This window comes from Janthinobacterium sp. 13 (genome assembly GCF_002749695.1).
Lineage (GTDB): Bacteria > Pseudomonadota > Gammaproteobacteria > Burkholderiales > Burkholderiaceae_D > Janthinobacterium > Janthinobacterium kumbetense.
Genome location: NZ_PEEQ01000001.1, coordinates 5074037 through 5093971 on the forward strand (window position 1 = coordinate 5074037; position 19935 = coordinate 5093971).

A 19935-nucleotide genomic window follows, 5' to 3' on the forward strand; every position below is an offset into this window, starting at 1 on the left:
GACAGAGGCCATGGACACAGAAGCAGGGCAGGCACTGCCGGCCAAGCCGGAACGCCGCAAGACCGATTCCATCGCGCTGTCGGCGTTTTTCGACGGCCATCCCGTGGCCACGTTCGCCATCGACACGGACCACGTGATCACGCACTGGAACAGCGCCTGCGAACAGTTGACGGGCTTCACGGCCGCCGAGATGGTCGGCACGCGCGACCACTGGAAGGCGTTTTATCCGCAGCCGCGCGCCTGCCTGGCCGACTTGCTGGTGGCCGACGATATCGCATTCGGCGAAAATGAACTCTATCTTGGCAAGCTGAAGCGCTCTTCCGTGATCCCCGGCGCCTTTGAGGCCGAGGATTTCTTTGCCGATATCGGCCCCGACGGCCATTGGCTGCATTTCACGGCGGCGCCCCTGCGCGACCGCCAGGGCTGCCTGGTGGGCGCCATCGAAACCCTGCGCGACGTCAGCGAGCGGCGCCTGGCGGAACTGGCGCTGCGCAAGGCGCACGACAACCTGGAACATCTGGTGGCCAAGCGCACGGCCCAGCTGGCTGCAATGAACGAGCGCCTGGCCGACGATATCCGCCAGCGCCAGATCGCCGATCTGGAGTTGCGCGAGCGCAACCTGGCCCTGACGGAATTGAACAGCAAGCTGTCGCTGGCCCAGCAAAAGCTGCTGCAGTCGGAAAAGCTGGCCTCGATCGGCCAGCTGGCCGCCGGCGTGGCGCACGAGATCAACAATCCCATCGGCTATGTGTTTTCCAACGTCGGCACGCTGGAAGGCTACCTGGACGACCTGTTTTCCATGCTGGACGCCTATGAAGAAGCGGAACCGGCCGTCGCCGACCCCGTGGTGGCGGCGCGCCTGCGGGCGCTGCGCGAGCAGATCGACCTGGATTTTCTGCGCACCGACATACCGATGCTGATGGGCGAATCGAAGGAAGGCATTGCGCGCGTGCGCCGCATCGTGCAGGACTTGAAGGATTTTTCGCGCACGGATGCGCACCAGGAGTGGGTCTGGGCCGACTTGCGCCAGGGCATAGATACCACGCTCAATATCGTGAACAACGAGGTCAAGTACAAGGCCGACGTGGTGCGCGAATATGCCGACATTCCCGATATCGAATGCCAGCCTTCCGAGCTGAACCAGGTGATCATGAACCTGGTCGTCAACGGGGCCCACGCCATGGGCGAGGCGCGCGGACGCATCACCCTGCGCACGGGCAGCGACAACGCGGCGGAAGTGTGGATCGAGGTCGAGGACACGGGCGGCGGCATCGCGCCCGAACACCTGTCGCGCATCTTCGACCCCTTCTTCACCACCAAGGCCGTCGGCAAGGGTACGGGGCTGGGCCTGTCGCTGGCCTACACGACGGTGCAGAAACACCACGGCCGCATCGACGTGCGCAGCGTCATCGGCCGCGGCACCACCTTCCGCATCACCTTGCCCGTGCGCCAGGCGCAGGCGGCCACACCATGACCGAACAGGACAGCATGAGCGCCAGCACCAGCGCCAGCACCGCGCCGCCCACCATCCTGTGCGTCGACGACGAACCGAATATCCTGTCGTCGCTGCGCCGTCTGTTCCGTCCGCACGGCTACCGCGTGCTGACGGCCGAGAGCGGCGCGGCCGGCCTGGCCCTGCTCGACAGCGAGACGGTGGACCTGGTCATCTCCGACATGCGCATGCCGCACATGGATGGCGCGCAATTCCTGGCCCAGGTGCGCCGGCGCTGGCCCGGCACCATGCGCCTGCTGCTGACCGGTTATGCCGATATCCAGTCCATCCTCGACGCCATCAACCAGGGCGAGATCTACCGCTACGTGACCAAGCCCTGGGACGAGAACGATATCGTGCTGGTGGTGCGCCATGCGCTGGAACGGCGCGCGCTGGAAGAGGAAAAGCGGCGCCTGGAAGCGCTGACGGCCAGCCAGAACGTGGAGCTGCAGGCGCTCAACGCCAGCCTGGAAGCGAAGGTGGCCACGCGCACGCAGCAGCTGAAACTGTCGCACGACGAGGTGCAGGCGGCCAACGAGCGCCTGAAGGCCACGTTCGTGACGACCATCAAGGTGTTTTCCAACCTGATCGAGATGCGCGGCGGCAAGCTGGCCGGCCATGCGCGGCGGGTGGCGGAGCTGTCGCGCAAGCTGGCGCAGGCGCTGGGCCTGGAAGGGCAGGAGGCGCGCGACGTGTTCATCGCGGCCCTGCTCAAGGATATCGGCAAGCTCAGCTTGAGCGACGACGTGCTGGAATTGCCTGCCAGCGCCTGGACGGGAGATCAACTGGCCGCGTTCCGCAAGCATCCGCTGCGCGCCGAACAGCTGCTGATGGCGCTGGAGGAATTGCGCGCCGTCTCCGTGATCCTGCGCTCGCAGCTCGAGCGCTTCGACGGCGGCGGCTTTCCCGATGGCCTGGTGGGCCTGGCCATTCCGCTGGGCGCGCGCATCCTGGCGCTGGCGTCCGATTACGACGGCTTGCAGATCGGCGCCATGGTGCAGCGCAGCCTGCGCGCCGACGAGGCCCGCAGCCTGATCTACGACAGCGTCGGCAAGCGCTACGACCCGGCCGTGGTGGCCGCCTTCCGCGGCATCATGGAAGAGACGGAACCGCCGGCGCGCGACCTGACGGTGCTGTCGGGCCAGCTGGAGCCGGGCATGGTGCTGTCGCGCGACCTGATCAGCCGCGACGGCCTGATGCTGCTGGCGGCCGAACACGTGCTGACGGCCCGCGTGATCAGCCAGCTGCTCGACTTCGAAAGCAAGAATGGCGGGCGCCTGAGCATCCGCGTGTATGCGCCCGTGAAGGAAGCCTAGGCGTTCGCGGCGCCCGGCGGCTGCAGCGGCAGGTGCACGGTAAAGCGCGTGCCGCGGCCCACTTCCGAGGCCACGTCGATGCGTCCGCCGTGCTTGTTGACGATGCCGTACGACAGCGACAGGCCCAGGCCCGTGCCGCTGCCCACGGCCTTGGTGGTGAAGAACGGCTCGAAGATGCGGTTCAGGTGCTCGGGCGCGATGCCGGCGCCCGTGTCGCCGATTTCCACCCATACCCAGTCGTCCGCGTGACCGGTGCGGATGCTGATCACGCCGTCGCTGCCGATGGCCTGGCCCGCGTTGACGAGCAGGTTCATGAAGACCTGGTTCAGCTGCGAGGCCAGGCACAGTATCGGCGGCAGCTCGCCGTAGTGTTTCTCGATGCGCGCCTTGTATTTCAATTCGTTGGCGACGATGTTCAGGGTGCTGTCCAGGCCCGCATGCAGGCTGGCCACTTGCCAGTCCGTCTCGCCCACGTGGGAAAAATCCTTCAGCGCCTGCACGATGTCGCGCACGCGTTTGAGGCCATCCATCGATTCGCGCACCAGGTCGCCGATGTCGTCCTGCAGGAAGGCCAGGTCGGCCTGCGCGCGCACCTGGGCCACGCGCGCGACCAGGGCCGGGCCGTCGAGCGGCTCGCCCATCGCCGCCTCGTATTGCGCGATGACGTCGAACAGGGTGGCGACATAGCCTTGCAGCGAACTCATGTTCGAATTGACGAAGCCGATCGGGTTATTGATTTCATGCGCGATGCCGGCCGCCAGCTGGCCGATGGACGCCATCTTTTCCGATTGCAGCAGCTGGTCGTGCGCTTCCTGCAGCTTGCTGATCAGTAGTTGCTGCTCTTCGCCGCGCGCCTGCAGCATCGCTTCCATGCGCTTGCGTTCCGTGATGTCCGTCAGCGAGCCGATCACCTCGAACGGCACGCCGTGCTCGTCGCGCACGAGGCGCAGGCTGTCGTGCATCCACAGATAGCTGCCGTCGCGCACGCGGAAACGGTATTCATACGCGCGCGCGCCTTCGACGAAGATCTGCGCCAGGCTGGAAAAGATGCCGGGCGCATCGTCGGGGTGGATGTGGTCGAACCAGAAATTGGGGTCGGCCACCATTTCCTCGGGCTGGTAGCCCAGCACGTTCAAGGCATTGTTGCTGACAAAAGTCATCTTGAAGTCGCCGCTGGGCACGGTGCAATAGATGATGGAGGGTGTATTGTCGAGCAGGTATTGCAGGCGCACGGCCGTGGCGGCCGAGGCGTCATCGCCAGGCGCCGACCCGGCATGCCGGCCGGTATCGGGAGTGGAAAGGTCGAAATCCTCGAACTGCATCGTCACACCTCGCTGCCTGCACGGCCTTGATGTCATCCCCGCTCGATTATGCCTGATTCTGCCTGCCCTGGGCCGCCAGCGGCGCGCTCAGGGGGCCAGCGGCTGCTCGACGATCGCCATGCGCCGCGCGATGTGCTGCGCCGCCTGCGTATCGCCCGCCTGTTCGGCGCGCAGGCGCTGCACGCCCAGCCACGCCAGCAGCGGACGGCGCCAGCCCTGGTCCGAGGCCGTGGCGACGGCCGTATCGAGCAGCTCCGGCGTGGCGCGGCTGGCGCGCAGCAGCACGCCGGCCGCCACCAGCTGCGACAGCGGGTCCTTGATGGCGGCCACGGCGCTGGCGGCGGCCGTGTCCGAGCCGGCGCCGGCGGCCGCCCGCTGCGCTTCCGGCAGCAGGGCGATGTCGGCCGTTTGCGCCTTGCCGGCCAGCCAGGCCGCATACGCGCGGTCGGCGGCTGTCGCGTCGGCTTGCAGGGCGTCAAAGCCGGCACAGTCCTCGAAGGCCAGGCTGGCCACGCGCGTGGCGCAGCGCAGCAGTTCGATACGCGCCACGAGTTCGAGCTTGCCCGTGCCGGCCACCTGGCTGCGGGCGCGCCGGAATTCCGTCTGTTCGACGAGGGCGTTGCCAGTCAGGTAAGCCGCTTGAAACCGTTCGACGGAACTTTGCGCATTCATTTTCCAGTCCGGCACGGGCGGGCCGCTGGAGCAGGCGGCCAGCGCGGCGGACAGCAGCGCGGCCAGGGCAGGCCGGAGGATATTGATATTTATCATGGCAGTTTGATCTCCGGATTGCGCTTGAATGGCCACTTGCGGTTGATTTCATTGACCAGCTGCTCGACCTTGCGCAGATTGCTTTCCACGTCCGCGCGCAGCGGGCCCAGGTCGGCCGTGGCCGCCTTGGCGTTGGCGCCCACGGCTTGCGCCTCGACCAGCACGGCGTCGACTTTTTTCAGGCTGTTGCGCGTGTCGGCCAGCAGGGCGTTCAGCTGCACGATGGTTGCCTGCGCATCCGTCATGACGCCCTTGTCGCCGAAGACGCGCGTATCGGCATTGGCCACCAGGCCATCCGTGCGGCGCGCCAGCTGGTCGGCCGTGACCAGCAGGGCGTTGGCCCGCTCGATCAGCAGGCGCGACTGCTTGTCGTCGCCCGTCAGCAAGCCCATGGCCCCGCCCGGACCGCTCAGCTTGCCCGTCACGGCCTGCACGTTGCGCATGGTGCCGTCGAGCGCGGAATCGCTGCCCGTCAGGTTGCCCAGGTTGTTCAGCAAGTCCTTGGCGGCGGCCAGCAGGCGGGGAATTTCCGCCGCCATGTCGCCCACCAGCAAGTCGCGCGTGGCGTCGTCGGGCAGCGGCGGGTCCGTCAGGATGCCGCTGTAGGCGCGCAGCTTGGCGCCGCCCACGATGCCCCGTTCCAGGGTGAAGATGGAGCTGGTGCGCAGCCAGTGCGCATCTTTGCGCGGCACGTCGATGATGACGCGCGCGCGCCCGTCCGGCGCCAGCTCGATGCGCTGCACGCGGCCGATGGGAAAGCCGGAAAAGGTCAGGTCGGCGCCCACGCCGACGCCGTCCGAATCGTCGGCCGTCAGCACCAGCGTCTGCGTCGCTTCGAAGGCGCCGCGCGCATACATCAGGTAGACGACGGAGCCGACCACCAGCACGAACATGAAGACGAGCAAAATGGCCGCCTTCAGTTCCGCGTGGCGCACGGGCGGCGGGGCGGGCAGGACGGCATCTTGCGCGACACCGGCGGGCGCCGTCACGTCGACCTGGTCTGGATTTTGGGGTTGGCTCATGGCTTCTGGCTCTCGTTTGGGTGGTTCGGGGATGGCTGGCGGCGGCGGGCGGGGCATCAGTAGTAATTGCCCATCAGCGAAGCCACTTCGACCAGCAGGATGACGGAAAACAGGCGCAGCATTTCAGACAGGCCATGCGCGGCCCACAGGCGGTTGCGCCGGCCGTGCGGCTCGTCCGGATAGTAGGACGAGGCCAGCGGGATCAGGGCCACGGCAAAGCTGAAGAAGATGACCTTGAGCATCAGGATCAGGGCCACGGCGGGATTGAAGATCTGCCCCACGACGCGCGTGTAACCCTGCAGCGCCCACGGCGTAAAACCGTAGATGGTGATGTAGGCGAGGATCAGCGAAGTGACGCAGCTGACGATGGCCAGCATCCACACGGCAAAGATGCCGGACATGACGCGTGGAAAGTATTCGCGGCGCAGCAGGTCGACGCCCTGGCGCTGCATGGTATCGAGCATGCCGGAAGAGCGCATTTGCGCAAACGCAATGCCGTCAGGCAAAGTCAGGCGCAGCGCGACGAACAGGGCGGCCGTCAGCGGGATCAGTTCCAGCACCAGCACGCGCACCACCATTTCCAGCGCATAGCGCGAGAGGCCGTAGCTTTGCGCGCTGACGACGACGATGCGGATGAGCACCAGGCTGACGAGTGCGCAGGCGACGCTGAACCACACGAGGTTCGGCGCCGTGTTCGTCACGAGGCGGTGCGCGAGGATGGGGCGGTTGTCGCGGTTATAGCTCGACGGCGACAGGGCCAGCGAAAACACGAGGATGGCGAAATGCAGCATGCGCCACCAGCTGACCAGCCAGGCCATGGTGGCCCGGTGCAAACGGCGCAGGCTGATGATGAGGGAGACGGATAGGGTCATCATGGCATCTTAACATCAGCCCGGCCCGGCAAGCACGGCTAGCGTGCGCGGCTATCCGAACAGGGCGAAGCCGGCCATGACGACCATCAGCACGGCGATGTATTGCATCGGAATCCAGAACAGGGTGTGGCGCTTGCGCAGGATGACTCTTTCCTGCGTGGCTGGGTCGATCAGTTCGCGTCCTGGCGCGTTGTTCAGGCGCACGCCCGCATACCAGCTGGCAGCAGCCGCCAGCAGGAAGGCCAGGGCCAGGGTCCATGCGTGGCTCTTCGTGTATTCCTCGCCCAGGGTGGCGCCAAACAGCGCTTGTGCAGCCACTACGACGATGAAACAGATCAGGGGGGCGAGTATGCCGAAGCCTTGCCAGATAAGCATAAAAATTCTCCAGTGGATTGAGGGAACCCGCGGCGGCGTGGCGGTGGCTGTGCCCGGCGGGGCTGCGGATTTTATCAGACTTATCAAAAAGAAAGTTTCTTCTCGGCACTATTGTGCGCGGCTGTCATGCGGTGCTGGCGGTGGCCACGCTGGCGATGATGGCATCGGCCGCTGCGCGCACGCGGGCAGAGCGGTTCAGGTCGGCATGCATGACGAGCCACACGTCGTAGCTTTCCGCCCGCTCGGGCCAGATGCGCACGAGCAGCGGGTCGATATCGCCCAGGTGGGTGGCCAGCTCGGCCACGCCCAGGCCCGCGCGCGTGGCTTCCTGCAGCATCGCCGCCGAGTTCACTTCCATTGCCACCCGGGCGTTGGCGACGGATTCGCCGGCCAGCTTTTCCGCGTGACGGGGCGCCACGGAATGGTGGTAGATGACGATGTCGTGTCCGGCCAGCGCCGTGCCGCGCACGGGTTCGCCCCGCTGCGCCAGGTAGCTTGTTGACGCGTACAGGCCCAGGCTGCGCTTGACCAGATGGCGCGAGATCAGGTCCGGGTCGGTGGGACGCACGGCGCGCACGGCCAGGTCCGCTTCGCGCCGCGTCAGGCTGGCCAGCTGCGGCGCCACGTGCAGCACGATGCGGATGTCCGGGTGCGCCGCGTGCAGCCGCTGCATGGCGCGGATGACGAAGTGGCTGGCCATGGTGTCCGTGGTGGCCACGCGCACCAGGCCGGACAGGCGGTTGTCGACGCCCTGCATCTCGCGTTGCAGCTTGTCGGCCGCCCGTTCCATCGCTTCGGCCGCGTTCAAGGCCAGCTCGCCGGCCGGCGTGGGCACGTAGCCGGACGGCGTGCGCAGGAACAGGGTGGCGCCCAGCGAGCTTTCCAGCGCGGCCAGGCGGCGCCCGCACGTGGCCTGGTCGATGCGCAGCAGGGCGGCCGCGCCGCGCAAGGTGCCGGCCCGGCCGATGGCGAGAAAGATGCGCGCGTTATCCCAGTCCATAAGCCCAATCCATGGTTTGTTTTCCTGTCGTTATTGTGATGCATTTTTGCATCATGGTGCCGATTTTATGCCTGTTTACTGCATTCCTCAACACTCGCATAATGACTGCCCCCCGTCCCTGCAAGGAAATACCATGCCTGCCCCCACACCACGCCGCGCCAGCGGCTTGATCCTGCTGACCCTGGCGTTCGGCTTCGTCATGGCCATGCTCGACGTCACGGCCGTCAACGTGGCGCTGTCCGATATCGCGCTGGACCTGGCCATACCGCTGACGGGCCTGGTGTGGGTGGTCGATGGCTACACCCTGACGTTTGCCGCGCTGCTGCTGGCCGGCGGCGCGCTGGCCGACCGCTACGGGCCGAAAGCCGTGTACCAGGGCGGCCTGGGCGTCTTCATTCTCGGTTCGGTGCTGTGCGGCGCCGCGCCCGACGGGCATTTTCTGACGGCCGCGCGCCTGCTGCAGGGCGCGGGCGCGGCCCTGTTCATGCCCAGTTCGCTCAGCCTGTTGACGCACAGTTTTGAAGACGAGCGCGAACGCACGCGCATGCTGGGCGCCTGGTCGGCGCTGGTGGGCGTGGCCGGCGCGTCCGGCCCCTTGATCGGCGGCATCCTCGTGCACCAGTTCGGCTGGCGCAGCGTGTTTTGGGTGAATGTGCCGCTGGGCGTGCTGGCCATCGTCATGGCGCAGCTGTTGCTGGCCGCGCCGGCGCGCCAGCCGCGCGATCTATCGCTGTTCAGCCATGCGCTGGGCGTGGCGGCGCTGGCGGGCCTGAGTTTCGTGCTGATCGAAGGTCCCGTGCTGGGCTGGCTGTCGCCGGGCGTGCTGGCGGCGGGGGCCTTGACGGTGCTGTCCGCCGGGCAATTGCTGCGGCGCGAGCGCAGCGGCAGCCACCCGCTGTTGCCGCGCGCACTGTTTCACAGCAGCAGCTTTGGCGCGGCCAATGGCGTGGGTTTTTTGATCAATTTCTGCGTGTTCGGCCAGCTGTTCTTGTTGAGCCTATTCCTGCAGCAGTCGGGCGGCGCCGATGCCTTGCAGTCGGGCTTGCGCCTGCTGCCCATGATGGCGGCCTATACGGTGGGAAATTTTATGGCGGGAAGTATTGCGGCGCGTCATGGCACGCGCTTGCCCATGCTGCTAGGCTTGCTGGTAGGCGCTGGCATGGCCTTGCTGCTGATGGCCTTGCGTCCCGGCACGCCATATTTCTTGCTGGCGCTGGGCACGGCTGTCATGAACGTGGCCATCGGCATCGCCATTCCTGCCATGACGGCTACCGTGATGCGGGTGGCCGGCAAGCAGCATGCGAACAGCGCGGCGGCGGCCTTGAATGCGAACCGGCAAATCGGCGCGCTGGTGGGCGTGGCCCTGATCGGCAGCATCCTGCACATGGTGCAAGACTGGTCGCTGCGCCTGCCGCTGGTCTACGCGACGATCGCCGTCGCGTATGGCCTGGCGGCTGGCCTCGTCTACCGCCACGTGCATCTGCCGAAGGCCGTGGCCGCCTGAAGGCTGGCTTGACGGATTATTGCCCGCGCGTGCTGCGCCACTCCACCAGTTCTTCGATGGTCAGGATCGGCATGCCGTGCAGTTCGGCGAAGCGCTCGATATCGTCGCCGCGCATCATGGTGCCGTCCGGGTTCATCAGTTCGCACAGCACGGCGGCCGGATTCAGGCCCGCCATGCGCGACAGGTCGACGGAGCCTTCCGTGTGGCCACGACGCTCGAGCACGCCACCGGGCGCGGCGCGCAGGGGGAAGACGTGGCCAGGACGCACCAGGTCGGCGGGCTTGGCGTTCGGCGCGATGGCCGCGCGGATGGTGGTCACGCGGTCGGCGGCCGACACGCCCGTCGTGACGCCGTCGCGCGCCTCGATGGAGACCGTGAATGGCGTGCCGTAGCGGCTGCCGTTGTCGGACGACATGGGCGGCAATTCCAGCGCGCTGACGACGTCCGTCGGCAGGCACAGGCAGACGATGCCGCTGCATTCGCGGATCAGCAGGGCCATGGTTTCGTTCGTCAATTTCTCGGCCGACAGGATCAAATCGGCTTCGTTTTCACGGTCGAAATCGTCGAGCAGGATGACGGGAATGCCGGCGCGCATGGCGGCCAGGGCGGATTGGATGCGACCTTCCAGGTCGTTGGAAAGCAGGGTATAGCTGTTGACTAACATGGTGAAACGCTCCTCGCATAGGCGAAAAACGCTGCAGGGCAAGCGAATAGACGCAACTGGCCGCATCGCCGTGGCGATGGGACATCACACTACTGCACATCTTCTTTCATCCGGACTATACCGTCGGCTCTGGAGTCACACCAGATCTGCTGACCTCGCCAAGCGGTGCCTGGAAAGCGCTCGCGGGCTTGACCGTTGCCGGTCTTACCGCCGGTGGGGAATCGCACCCCGCCCCGAAGACGTATGTTGTGCCGGTCCACATGACCGGCGGCAACACTTTAGCACAATTGAAAAAATATGGCAGGGCACTGTTGAGTTTGTCATTCGACAAAGTTGCCCGGGGAAAGCAGTTTTTCCTAAGCTGTTTTTAATGGCGGAAACAGGATTTCAGTGTAAGGTATGCCTACTGAATCTTACCGTTGAGAATACATGAAGCTGAGTAAATTACGCCTGATCTCGGGCGCCGTCTTGCTGGCGTGCGCCTGCATGGCCCAGGCAGAAATCCGTTTGAGCGATCCCTTGCCGCTGGCACCAGAAGTGACCGTTGGAAAATTGCCGAACGGCTTGACCTATTACATCAAGAAAAATGCCCGTCCCGCGCAAAAAGTGGAATTGCGCCTGGTGGTGAAAGCCGGTTCCATCCTGGAAGATGACGACCAGCAAGGCCTGGCCCACTTCACGGAACACATGGCCTTCAATGGCTCCACGCATTTCAAGCGCAATGAGCTAATTTCCTATTTGCAATCGATCGGCGTGAAGTTCGGCGCCGACTTGAACGCCTACACGAGTTTCGATGAAACCGTCTACGTGCTGCCGATTCCGACGAACAAGAAGGAAAACCTGGAAAAGGGTTTTCTCGTGCTGGAAGACTGGGCGCATGGCTTGAAATTCAATCCGGCCGACATCAACAGCGAGCGCGGCATCGTGCTGGAAGAGGCGCGCCTGGGCAAGGGCGCCAGCGACCGCATGAACAAGGTGCTGTATCCGAAGCTGCTGAACGGTTCGCGCTATGCGGAACGCATGCCGATCGGCAAGGAATCCGTGCTGAAGACCTTCAAGCCGGAAGCCATCAAGCGTTTCTACAAGGATTGGTACCGTCCCGACCTGATGGCCGTCGTGGTGGTCGGCGACGTGGAGCCGAAACAGGCTGAAAAACTGATCCAGCAGCATTTCGGCAAGCTGAAGAACCCGGCGAAACCGCGTCCGCGCCTGTATGCGGAAGTGCCGCAGCGGGCGCAAACGGAAGCGCTGGTGATCACGGACAAGGAAGCGCCGGACGACGCGGTCTTCATCCGCTACCCGATCCGCGCCGCGCAGGAACCCGTCACCATTGCCGACTACCGCCGCCAGATGATCGAAAACCTGTATGGGCAGATGCTCAGCGCGCGCATGCAGGAATTGACGCAGCAGGCGAACCCGCCGTTCATCCAGGGCGGCAGCAGCATGGGCAAGCTGGTGCGCGGCTATGAATCGTTCAGCGCGTATGCCTTGCTGGGCAAGGGCGGCGTGCAGCCTGCCGTCGATGCGCTGGTGCAGGAAGATGAACGGGCGCGCCGCTTCGGTTTCAGCCAGGATGAGCTGGACCGCGCGCGCAAGAACATGCTGCGCAATTACGAGCGTGCGTACAGCGAACGCGACAAGTCCGATTCGAGCGGTTTCGTGGCCGAGTATTCGCGCAACTTCCTGGAGCAGGAAGCCATCCCCGGCATCGCCAATGAATTGCTGTACGCGCAGGAACTCTTGCCGCAGGTAACTTTGCAGGAAATCAACGAGACGGTGGCCAAGGTGATTCCCGACCAGCAAAAGAAACTGGTGGTCTTCATGGGCGCCGAGCCGAAAGCGGGCGATGCGGCCTCGGTGGTGCCGACGCAGCAGCAATTGCTCGACGCCGTGGCGAAAGCCGAGCAGCAAACCATCGAGCCGCGCACGGAAAAAGTGCTCGCCAGCAAGCTGATGGATGGCCCGCCGGCCGGCGGCAGCATCGTCGCGGAAAAGCTGAACAGCGCCATCGGCGTGACGGAACTGACCCTGGGCAATGGCGTGCGCGTGCTGCTCAAACCGACTGACTTCAAGAATGACCAGGTGCTGATGGGCTCGACCCGCTTCGGCGGCCAGTCGCTGTTCGGCGACGCCGACATCTACAACGCCCGCTACGCCAGCGCCGTGGTCGGCAGCATGGGCTTGAAAGACCTGGCGCCGCTGGACTTGCAAAAAGTGCTGGCCGGCAAGACGGTCAACGTGGGCGCTTCGCTGGGCGAGCTGAGCGAAGGCTTCGGCGGCTCGGCCAGCAGCGCCGACGTGGAAGCCATGCTGCAACTGGTGTATTTGTATTTCCACGACGTGCGCAAGGATGCGGGCCTGTACCAGTCCTTCATCGGCAAGCAGCAGGACCTGGCGAAAAACAGCATGGCGCAGCCGGAAGCCGTGTTTTACGACGCCATCCAGCACGCCATGTATGGCGACAACCCGCGCGTCGATGGCGTGCCGCGCGTGGCCGATTTCGACAAGGTGGGCCTGGACCGCTCGCTGGACATCTTCCGCCAGCGCTTTTCCAGCGCGCGCGACATGACCTTCATCTTCGCGGGCAGCTTCGAGCTCGACAAGATCAAGCCGCTGATCGCCAGCTACCTGGGCACCTTGCCCGTGGCCGAGGTGCCGCACGCCTACCGCGACGTGGGCATGCGCCCGGTGACGGGCGTGGTCAAGAAGGATATCTACATGGGCAGCGAGCCGAAGAGCACGATTTCCATCACCTTCAATGGCGACGTGGCGTATTCGGACGAGCAAAAGCTGACCCTGCAGGCGCTGGGCGAGGTGCTGAACCTGAAAGTCATCGAAGTGCTGCGCGAAAAGATGAGCATGATCTATGGCGGCGGCTTCGAGACGTCCATGGGCCAGCATCCGTATGGCCATTATTCCGTGGCCCTGAACTTGCCGACGGGACCGGAAAACGTGGACAAGGTGATCGCCGCCGCGTTTGCCGAAATCAACAAGATGAAGACGGACGGGCCATCCGCGGCGGACCTGGAAAAGGTCAAGCTGAACTGGATCACGCGCCAGCAGAAATCCTTGCGGGAAAATAATTACTGGATGAACCAACTGATGGGTTCGGTAACGCAGGGCCGCGATCCCGCGTACCTGCTGCGCTACGAGCAGCGCGTGCGTGCCCTCACGCCGCAAGCCGTCAAACTGGCGGCGCAGCGTTACCTGGACATGCACAATTATGTACAGGTAGTCCTGTATCCGGAACGCAAAAATGTTGCAGCCAAGTAAGCTTCATTGTTGAACTGCGGGAGCGGCAAGGTGGCGAAGCTGTTAAACTGCCGCTGATGGATGTGATCGCAATTTAACAAGCAAGGACTGTACGATGGCTAAGAAAGAAGAACTCGATCCGGAAACCCTGGAATTGATCAACTGGTGTATCGAGGTCGAAGGCTTCCTCGTGGCCGGCGGCGCCACCGTGGCGCAGGCGCAGGACCATATCGAAGAGCAGGTCGAGTGGTTCACCGACCAGTTCTACGACGGCTTGACGCCGGAAGAGGCGGCCAAGGAAGCCTTGGCCTGACCTGTCAGTCAGACTTCAGCAAGACATATGCGGGCGGTGCCTGCCGGGCATCAGCCTGGTAGCGCCGCCCGCTTTGCTTTTCTGAAAAGATTTCCACATGGAAATTGTTTATAATTCCACATTTTATTCTTTACCCAGGCTCCCATGACTCTCCGTTCGCGCATTCTCCTCCTGTGTTTCAGTACCTTGCTGGGCATCGTCCTCATCGCTTCCTTCTCCCTGTATTCGCTGCGCCAGACCATGATGGCGGAAAGGGTCGAGCAATTGACGGTGCTGGTGGAATTGGCCAATGCCTCGGTGGAAAAGGCGTATGCGCTGGAACAGTCGGGCAAGCTCACGCGTGAGCAGGCCCAGCAGCAGGCCAAGCTGGCCATCGGCAGCTTCGTCAAGGACGAGATGTATTATTTCGTGCGCGATTTCAGCACGGACTTGCTGTACGTACACCCCAATCCTGCGCGCATCGGCACGCCGCAAAAGAACATGAAACAGTCGGGCGACCGCTACCGCGTGGCCCTGGCCACCAGCCGTATCGGCCTGGTGCAGGCGGATGGCACGCGTCCCGGCGTGAAGGACCCGGTGGCAAAAATGTATGCCGTGGTGAAATTTGCGCCATGGGATTGGCTGATCGGCACGGGCACGTATATCGATGACATCAACCACAAGTTCTGGGCCCAGGCGGGCGTGCTGCTGGCCATCGGCGGCGCGCTGATGCTGGTGGTGGGCGCCCTGGCGGCCCTGATGCTGCGCCGCATCCTGGGCCAGCTCGGTGGCGAACCCGACTATGCAGCGGCCATCGTGGCGCAAATCGCCCAGGGCGACCTGACGACGCAGATCGATACGCGTCCCGGCGATACATCCAGTCTGTTGATGGCGATCAAGGCCATGCGCGATAACCTGGCGCACCTGGTGAGCCAGGTGCGCAACGATGCGGAGTCCATTTCCACGGCGTCGGGCGAGATCGCTTCCGGCAACCACGACCTGTCGGCGCGCACGGAGCAGCAGGCGGGCTCGCTGGAAGAAACGGCGTCGACCATGGAAGAAATGACCTCGACCGTGCGCCAGAATGCGGACAATGCGCGCCAGGCCAACCAGCTGGCCATTTCTGCCTCGCAAGTGGCGAGCCAGGCGGGCGGCGTGGTGAGCCAGGTGGTCGACACCATGGGCGCCATCAATGCCTCGTCGAAGAAGATCGGCGACATCATCGCCGTCATCGACGGCATCGCCTTCCAGACGAATATCCTGGCCCTGAATGCGGCCGTGGAAGCGGCGCGCGCGGGCGAGCAGGGCCGTGGCTTCGCCGTCGTCGCCAGCGAGGTGCGCAACCTGGCGCAGCGCTCGGCCGCCGCCGCCAAGGAAATCAAGCAGCTGATCGACAGTTCCGCCGAGCAAGTGGGCGCCGGTGAAAAACTGGTGGCGCTGGCGGGCGAGACGATGGAAAAAGTCGTTTCCAGCGTGCAGCATGTGACCGATATCGTGGCCGAGATTTCCTCGGCCAGCGCCGAGCAGAGCGCCGGCATCGAACAGATCAACCAGGCCATCGTCGAGATGGACAACATGACGCAGCAAAACTCGGCCCTCGTCGAGCAGGCGTCGGCGGCGGCGCAAGCGATGAACGAGCAGGCGGCGGGGCTGGCGCAGATCGTCAGCGTGTTCAAGGTGGGCGCAGCGGCGCCGGCGGCGGCAGCACTACAGCGCAGCGTGCCTGCGGCGCGGCGCCTGACGCGCTAAGCGCCTTTTTCTGTCATTGGGGAACTTAACCCCGGCTCACCTGTCCAACTTTCTTCGTCCGCAAGGGATGCACAGAAGAGGTGAGCATGACAGACGGTTTTTCGTATCACGCGGCGTTCGCCCGCAACCTGGGCTGGGTCACGCAAGCGGAGCAGGACAGCTTGCGCGGCAAGCGCGTGGCCATCGCCGGCATGGGCGGCGTGGGCGGCGTGCACTTGCTGACCCTGGCCCGGCTGGGCATCGGCGCCTTTCACATCGCCGATTTCGACACCTTCGATATCGCCAATTTCAACCGCCAGGCCGGCGCCATGGTGTCCACCCTGGGCCAGCCCAAGGTGGCGGTCTTGGCGCAGATGGCGCGCGATATCAATCCCGAACTTGATATTAAACAATTTCCAGACGGCATACACGACAGCAACCTGGCCGAGTTCTTCGCCGGTGTCGACCTGTATGTGGACGGCCTGGATTTCTTCGCCTTTCCCGCGCGCCAGGCCACCTTCGCCACTTGCGCCCGCCTGGGCATCCCCGCCATCACGGCCGCTCCGCTGGGCATGGGCACGGCCGTGCTCAGCTTCCTGCCGGGCGGCATGACGTTCGAAGAATATTTTGGCTGGGGCGACTTGCCCGAGGAAGAAAAAGCCCTGCGCTTTCTCGTGGGGCTGGCGCCGGCCGGCTTGCATGCTCGCTACCTGGTCGACCCGTCGGCCATCAACCTGAAGGAGCGGCGCGGGCCGTCGACCATCATGGGCTGCCAGCTGTGCGCGGGCGCGGCCGCCACGGAAGCCTTGAAGATCCTGTTAAAGCGGGGCAAGGTGATGGCGGCGCCGCACGGCATGCATTTCGACGCCTACCGTAACAAGCTCGTGCATACCTGGCGTCCCGGCGGCCACCGTCATCCGCTGCAGCGCCTGACGATGGCGATCATCCAGCGGCGCCGCGCTGCGCAGGGGGCATAAATGGCGCAAGCACCGCAAATCGATCCCGTGCTGGAAAACATCCTCGAGCAGGCGCGCTGGGCGCCCAGCGGCGACAACACGCAGCCGTGGCGCTTTGAAGTCGTGGCGCCGCGCCATGTCGTCGTGCACGGTTTCGATACGCGCAGCCATTGCGTGTACGACCTCGACGGCCATCCCAGCCAGCTGTCGCTGGGCGCCTTGCTCGAAAGCATGGCACTGGCGGCCAGCAGCCATGGCTTGCGCATGGAAGCGCGCCGGCGCCTGTCCATGCCCGATACCCTGCCTACCTTCGATGTGCGCCTGGTCAACAGCCCCGGCATGCCGCCCGATCCGCTGGCGGCCTTCTTGCCGCAGCGCAGCGTGCAGCGGCGCCGGCTCAGCACGCGCAGCTTGCGCGCCAGCGAAAAGGCGGCGCTGGCGGCCAGCTTGCCGTCCGGCTACGGCGTGCAGTGGTTCGAAGGCAGGCGCGCGCGCCTCGCCTGCGCGCGGCTGATGTTCGACAATGCGAAGCTGCGCCTGACCATGCCGGAAGCGCACAAGGTGCACCGCGACGTGATCGAATGGGGCGCGCGCTACAGCACCGACCGCATCCCGGAGCAGGCGCTGGGCGTCGACGCGATGACGGCGCGCCTGATGCGCTGGGTCATGCACAGCTGGCGCCGCGTGGATTTTTTCAATACCTGGCTGGCGGGCACCGTCGCGCCGCGCCTGCAGATGGACTTGCTGCCGGGCCTGTATTGCGCCGCCCATTTCGCGCTGCTGGCCGACGCGTCACCGCGCCACATCGACGATTACGTGGCGGCCGGGCGCGCCATGCAGCGCTTCTGGCTGACGGCCACGCAACTGGGCTTGCAATTGCAGCCGGAACTGACGCCGCTGATCTTTGCCCGCTATGTGCGCGAACGGCGCGCCTTTTCGCGCACCGATGGCCTGCAGGAGCTGGCGCAGGCACTGGCCGTGCGCTGCCAGGCCGTGCTGGGGCCGGCCGCGTTGGATCGGGCCGTGTTTCTCGGGCGCATAGGCGCCGGCCCGGCGGCCAGTGCGCGCTCGCTGCGCCGTCCGCTGCAAGACTTGCTGGTGGCGCCAACGGCGGGGCAGTGAAGCGCGCGTGGCGCCATGCTCGCGCCTGGCGCCCCGTCAGCGCCGCCGCCGGGGCGCCAGGACGGCCAGCGCCAGCAAGCCGGCCGCCAGCAACGGCAAGGTGCCCGGCAGCGCCATTGGCGTGACGCCTGGCACATAGGCCAGTTCGGAACTGTTCAGCATATTCAACACCAGCGTGTAGCTGCCGGCCGCCAGCCTGTCCGTGACGGCGCCGTACTGCCCGCCGCACGCCGTGCCGACGCCCGTGCCCGTGGGGGCGCCGCAGCCGCTGGGATCGTAGGTGAACACGCTGCCGCTGGTGAGCGGCGTTTGCGCGTAGCCCGTATTGAGGCTGGCCGCATCGGCCAGTTCGGTGCCGCCCAGGATGCCGGAGCCGAGCTTGCCGTCGGGCGCCCAGCTGAAGACGATCTGGCCATGTTCATCGATGATGCTGAACGTCATCGCCATATTCGTCGTGGCCGCCGAGCCCGTGCCGGCCAGCGCGTCCAGGTACAGTTGCATGAAGGGCAGGGCCTGGAAGTCGAAGGCCAGGGTCGCGCCCGGTTGGCCGACGACGAAATTGACGGTCATCGCGGTGCTGGAACCGTTGCGCCCCGAGGCGTCCGCGCTGCCGCCGCCCGTCAGGAAGGTTTCTGCCGCGTTCACGGTATGCGTGCTGGTCGAGCCCGGTGGGAAGGGGGGGATTTGCGAGGCGACGATTTGCGCCTCGCCGCGCGCATACGAGGCGTTGCCCATGCCTTGCGGGGTAAAGTCGTTTTCCCCCTTGGTGACGGCGCCGCGTTTCGCCTGCGGCGCGTCGATTTCGTTGCTGCCGCCATTGATGACGCTGCTGCCATTGAGCGTGGCGGTCGTGCGCGACAGGTCGATGTTGCTGAGCAGGGTGACGGAGCCGGAGGGATTGCTGATGACCAGGCCAAAGACGCTGGTGTACGAATAGCCGTAGGCGGCGGCGCCGGCAGGGCCGCTGCTGGCCAGCAATAGCAAGCTCAGCAGGAGCATGGGCAATCGGGTACAAGAAAATGTAGTCATGAAAATCCTCATCTCCTGGTCGGCCGCGTTGTAAGGAAAACCGACAGGCTTGCCACATGAAAAAGGCGAGGAAACTCCCTCGCCTGTGCATCCCCCTGTTGCCTGGTTCAGGCGCTGACTTTGCGGCGGCTGGCATAGCCCAGGCCGGCCAGACCCAGGCCCAGCAGCGCCAGGGTGCCCGGTTCCGGCGCCTGCTTGACCAGGTCCACGCTCTCCACCGCATTCAAGGTCAAGGTGTAGTTGCCGGCCGCGAGGGCATTGCTGACGGCGTTGAAGTTGCCGCCGCAAGTCGTGCCCACGCCGGTGCCGCCAGGCGTGCCGCAACCGGTGGGGTTATACGTAAACAGGTTGCCGCGCGTCAGGAAGTTGGTCGCCAGGCCGGTGTTCAGGTTGGCCGCATCGGCGTTTTCCGTGCCACCGAAGATGCCGGAGCCGACGACGCCATCGGGTGTCCAGTTGAAGACGGTCGCACCGGTCGAGTTGGTGATGGTAATGGTCATCACCAGGTTGGCCGTCGCGGTGGACAGTTGTCCCACTGTGCTTTGCAGGAAGACTTGCATGAATGGCGAGGAGAAGAAGTCAAAGCTCAGCGTTGCCGTGGGCGAACCGACGACGAAGTTGACGGAAAAGCCCGTGGTCGAGCCGTTGCGGCCGGACGCGTCGGCCGTGCCAGCTGGGCCGGCCAGGTGGGCCTCGGCCACGTTTACCGCCTGCGTGGAGGTGGAGCCGGGCGGGAACGAGGGAAACTGCGTGCTGACGATCTGCGCATCGCCGCGCGAGTAGTTGCCCGAGGCGCCCTGTTGCGTGAAATTGTTTTCCCCTTTGGTCACGGCGCCGATGGCGGCGCGGGGCGAGTCGAGCAGGCCGGGACCGCCATTGATGACGCTGACGCCATTCAAGGTGGCCGTGGCGCGCGAGATCGTGGTGCTGTTCAGGGCAGTGATCGAGCCCGTGGCGGCGACGATCTGCAAGCCGAAGATGTTGTTGTAGGCGTAGCCATAGGCGCCCGCCTGTGCGCTACCGGCGGCGCACAACATGGCCAGTGCGGCCGCGGCCGGAAGCAGTTTCAGTTTCGAGAGTTTCATTGTATTCACCTCGTGGTTGAGTGAGTCTGGGAGTGTTGCCTGAGTCCTGTCTGCAGGTGCTCATGGCCAGACTTAAGCGACTTCCATGCCAACGCATGAGGTTCTTTTGAAATCAAGGACTTGGCGTGCTTTTGTT

The 19935-nt window shown here is 65.0% G+C and carries 17 protein-coding genes and 1 riboswitch; of the genes, 8 read left to right on the forward strand and 9 right to left on the reverse strand.

The genetic code is table 11. The annotated features are described in order from the left end of the window. Positions 1-10: 10 nt before the first annotated feature. Positions 11-1474 carry an ATP-binding protein gene (locus tag CLU94_RS22370; protein ID WP_099667235.1) on the forward strand — a complete coding sequence of 488 codons (1464 nt, stop codon included), beginning with the start codon at positions 11-13 and terminating at the stop codon, positions 1472-1474. Then, positions 1471-2808: an HD domain-containing phosphohydrolase gene (locus CLU94_RS22375; RefSeq protein WP_099667236.1), complete on the forward strand. Its 1338-nt coding sequence runs from the start codon at positions 1471-1473 to the stop codon at positions 2806-2808. The genes CLU94_RS22370 and CLU94_RS22375 overlap by 4 nt, the downstream gene beginning before the upstream one ends. On the opposite strand, the gene CLU94_RS22380 is transcribed toward CLU94_RS22375, so the two are convergent. From CLU94_RS22380 to CLU94_RS22405, 6 genes are all read right to left on the reverse strand, one after another. Beyond that, positions 2805-4130 carry an ATP-binding protein gene (locus CLU94_RS22380; RefSeq protein ID WP_099667237.1) on the reverse strand — a complete coding sequence of 442 codons (1326 nt, stop codon included), beginning with the start codon at positions 4128-4130 and terminating at the stop codon, positions 2805-2807. The two genes, CLU94_RS22375 and CLU94_RS22380, sit on opposite strands and share 4 nt — an antisense overlap. An 87-nt stretch (positions 4131-4217) precedes the next feature. Continuing rightward, positions 4218-4898: a hypothetical protein gene (locus CLU94_RS22385; RefSeq protein WP_099667238.1), complete on the reverse strand. Its 681-nt coding sequence runs from the start codon at positions 4896-4898 to the stop codon at positions 4218-4220. Next, on the reverse strand, positions 4895-5920 hold the full coding sequence (locus CLU94_RS22390) for an MlaD family protein (protein WP_099667239.1): 1026 nt from the start codon (positions 5918-5920) through the stop codon (positions 4895-4897). Before CLU94_RS22390 ends, CLU94_RS22385 begins: the two co-directional genes overlap by 4 nt. Before the next feature lie 56 nt (positions 5921-5976). Continuing rightward, on the reverse strand, positions 5977-6795 hold the full coding sequence (locus CLU94_RS22395) for an MlaE family ABC transporter permease (protein WP_369811429.1): 819 nt from the start codon (positions 6793-6795) through the stop codon (positions 5977-5979). A gap of 48 nt (positions 6796-6843) precedes the next feature. After that, positions 6844-7167, reverse strand: coding sequence for a hypothetical protein (locus tag CLU94_RS22400; protein WP_099667240.1), 324 nt, complete (start codon positions 7165-7167; stop codon positions 6844-6846). A gap of 124 nt (positions 7168-7291) precedes the next feature. Beyond that, the gene (locus CLU94_RS22405; RefSeq protein ID WP_099667241.1) at positions 7292-8167 is read right to left on the reverse strand and encodes a LysR family transcriptional regulator; all 876 of its coding nucleotides are present in this window, start codon (positions 8165-8167) and stop codon (positions 7292-7294) included. A 133-nt stretch (positions 8168-8300) separates the two neighbouring features. Here CLU94_RS22405 and CLU94_RS22410 point away from each other — a divergent pair, with 133 nt between their 5' ends. Further along, complete coding sequence (locus CLU94_RS22410; RefSeq protein WP_099667242.1) at positions 8301-9671, forward strand: MFS transporter; 1371 nt, start codon at positions 8301-8303, stop codon at positions 9669-9671. 16 nt (positions 9672-9687) lie between these two features. Here the strand turns inward: CLU94_RS22410 and ribB are convergent, their stop codons facing one another. Next, positions 9688-10335, reverse strand: a complete 648-nt coding sequence (gene ribB / locus CLU94_RS22415) for a 3,4-dihydroxy-2-butanone-4-phosphate synthase (RefSeq protein WP_099667243.1) — start codon at positions 10333-10335, stop codon at positions 9688-9690. Between the two features lie 94 nt (positions 10336-10429). Continuing rightward, a riboswitch (FMN riboswitch) is annotated at positions 10430-10580 on the reverse strand. 184 nt (positions 10581-10764) lie between these two features. Here ribB and CLU94_RS22420 point away from each other — a divergent pair. From CLU94_RS22420 to CLU94_RS22440, 5 genes are all read left to right on the forward strand, one after another. Then, the gene (locus CLU94_RS22420) at positions 10765-13608 is read left to right on the forward strand and encodes a M16 family metallopeptidase (RefSeq protein ID WP_099667244.1); all 2844 of its coding nucleotides are present in this window, start codon (positions 10765-10767) and stop codon (positions 13606-13608) included. Between the two features lie 94 nt (positions 13609-13702). Further along, positions 13703-13900, forward strand: coding sequence for a hypothetical protein (locus CLU94_RS22425; protein WP_010399555.1), 198 nt, complete (start codon positions 13703-13705; stop codon positions 13898-13900). Positions 13901-14044: 144 nt separating this feature from the next. Beyond that, positions 14045-15628: a methyl-accepting chemotaxis protein gene (locus CLU94_RS22430; protein WP_099667245.1), complete on the forward strand. Its 1584-nt coding sequence runs from the start codon at positions 14045-14047 to the stop codon at positions 15626-15628. An 86-nt stretch (positions 15629-15714) separates the two neighbouring features. Further along, a complete protein-coding gene (locus tag CLU94_RS22435; RefSeq protein WP_099667246.1) occupies positions 15715-16584 on the forward strand; it encodes a ThiF family adenylyltransferase in 870 nt (289 codons plus the stop codon). Then, the gene (locus tag CLU94_RS22440; protein WP_099667247.1) at positions 16585-17685 is read left to right on the forward strand and encodes a nitroreductase family protein; all 1101 of its coding nucleotides are present in this window, start codon (positions 16585-16587) and stop codon (positions 17683-17685) included. It begins immediately after the preceding gene. A gap of 36 nt (positions 17686-17721) precedes the next feature. Here the strand turns inward: CLU94_RS22440 and CLU94_RS22445 are convergent, their stop codons facing one another. Together CLU94_RS22445 and CLU94_RS22450 are read right to left on the reverse strand one after the other, a co-directional pair. Next, entirely contained in the window at positions 17722-18714 is a 993-nt protein-coding gene (locus tag CLU94_RS22445; protein ID WP_143451505.1) for an EDSAP-1 family PEP-CTERM protein, read from the reverse strand. 107 nt (positions 18715-18821) lie between these two features. Further along, positions 18822-19799 (reverse strand): EDSAP-1 family PEP-CTERM protein, encoded by a 978-nt coding sequence (locus CLU94_RS22450; protein ID WP_099667249.1) that lies wholly within the window; start codon positions 19797-19799, stop codon positions 18822-18824. Between the last annotated feature and the right edge of the window lie 136 nt (positions 19800-19935).

Excerpts from the sequence above, each read along its gene's own strand:
- CLU94_RS22420 (WP_099667244.1), top strand. The coding sequence starts at position 10,765 with ATGAAGCTGAGTAAATTACGCCTGATCTCGGGCGCCGTCTTGCTGGCG.
- CLU94_RS22395 (WP_369811429.1), bottom strand. The coding sequence starts at position 6,795 with ATGATGACCCTATCCGTCTCCCTCATCATCAGCCTGCGCCGTTTGCAC.
- CLU94_RS22425 (WP_010399555.1), top strand. The coding sequence starts at position 13,703 with ATGGCTAAGAAAGAAGAACTCGATCCGGAAACCCTGGAATTGATCAAC.
- CLU94_RS22385 (WP_099667238.1), bottom strand. The coding sequence starts at position 4,898 with ATGATAAATATCAATATCCTCCGGCCTGCCCTGGCCGCGCTGCTGTCC.
- CLU94_RS22410 (WP_099667242.1), top strand. The coding sequence starts at position 8,301 with ATGCCTGCCCCCACACCACGCCGCGCCAGCGGCTTGATCCTGCTGACC.
- CLU94_RS22450 (WP_099667249.1), bottom strand. The coding sequence starts at position 19,799 with ATGAAACTCTCGAAACTGAAACTGCTTCCGGCCGCGGCCGCACTGGCC.
- CLU94_RS22375 (WP_099667236.1), top strand. The coding sequence starts at position 1,471 with ATGACCGAACAGGACAGCATGAGCGCCAGCACCAGCGCCAGCACCGCG.
- CLU94_RS22380 (WP_099667237.1), bottom strand. The coding sequence starts at position 4,130 with ATGCAGTTCGAGGATTTCGACCTTTCCACTCCCGATACCGGCCGGCAT.
- CLU94_RS22435 (WP_099667246.1), top strand. The coding sequence starts at position 15,715 with ATGACAGACGGTTTTTCGTATCACGCGGCGTTCGCCCGCAACCTGGGC.
- CLU94_RS22390 (WP_099667239.1), bottom strand. The coding sequence starts at position 5,920 with ATGAGCCAACCCCAAAATCCAGACCAGGTCGACGTGACGGCGCCCGCC.
- ribB (WP_099667243.1), bottom strand. The coding sequence starts at position 10,335 with ATGTTAGTCAACAGCTATACCCTGCTTTCCAACGACCTGGAAGGTCGC.
- CLU94_RS22430 (WP_099667245.1), top strand. The coding sequence starts at position 14,045 with ATGACTCTCCGTTCGCGCATTCTCCTCCTGTGTTTCAGTACCTTGCTG.
- CLU94_RS22445 (WP_143451505.1), bottom strand. The coding sequence starts at position 18,714 with ATGACTACATTTTCTTGTACCCGATTGCCCATGCTCCTGCTGAGCTTG.
- CLU94_RS22400 (WP_099667240.1), bottom strand. The coding sequence starts at position 7,167 with ATGCTTATCTGGCAAGGCTTCGGCATACTCGCCCCCCTGATCTGTTTC.
- CLU94_RS22440 (WP_099667247.1), top strand. The coding sequence starts at position 16,585 with ATGGCGCAAGCACCGCAAATCGATCCCGTGCTGGAAAACATCCTCGAG.
- CLU94_RS22370 (WP_099667235.1), top strand. The coding sequence starts at position 11 with ATGGACACAGAAGCAGGGCAGGCACTGCCGGCCAAGCCGGAACGCCGC.
- CLU94_RS22405 (WP_099667241.1), bottom strand. The coding sequence starts at position 8,167 with ATGGACTGGGATAACGCGCGCATCTTTCTCGCCATCGGCCGGGCCGGC.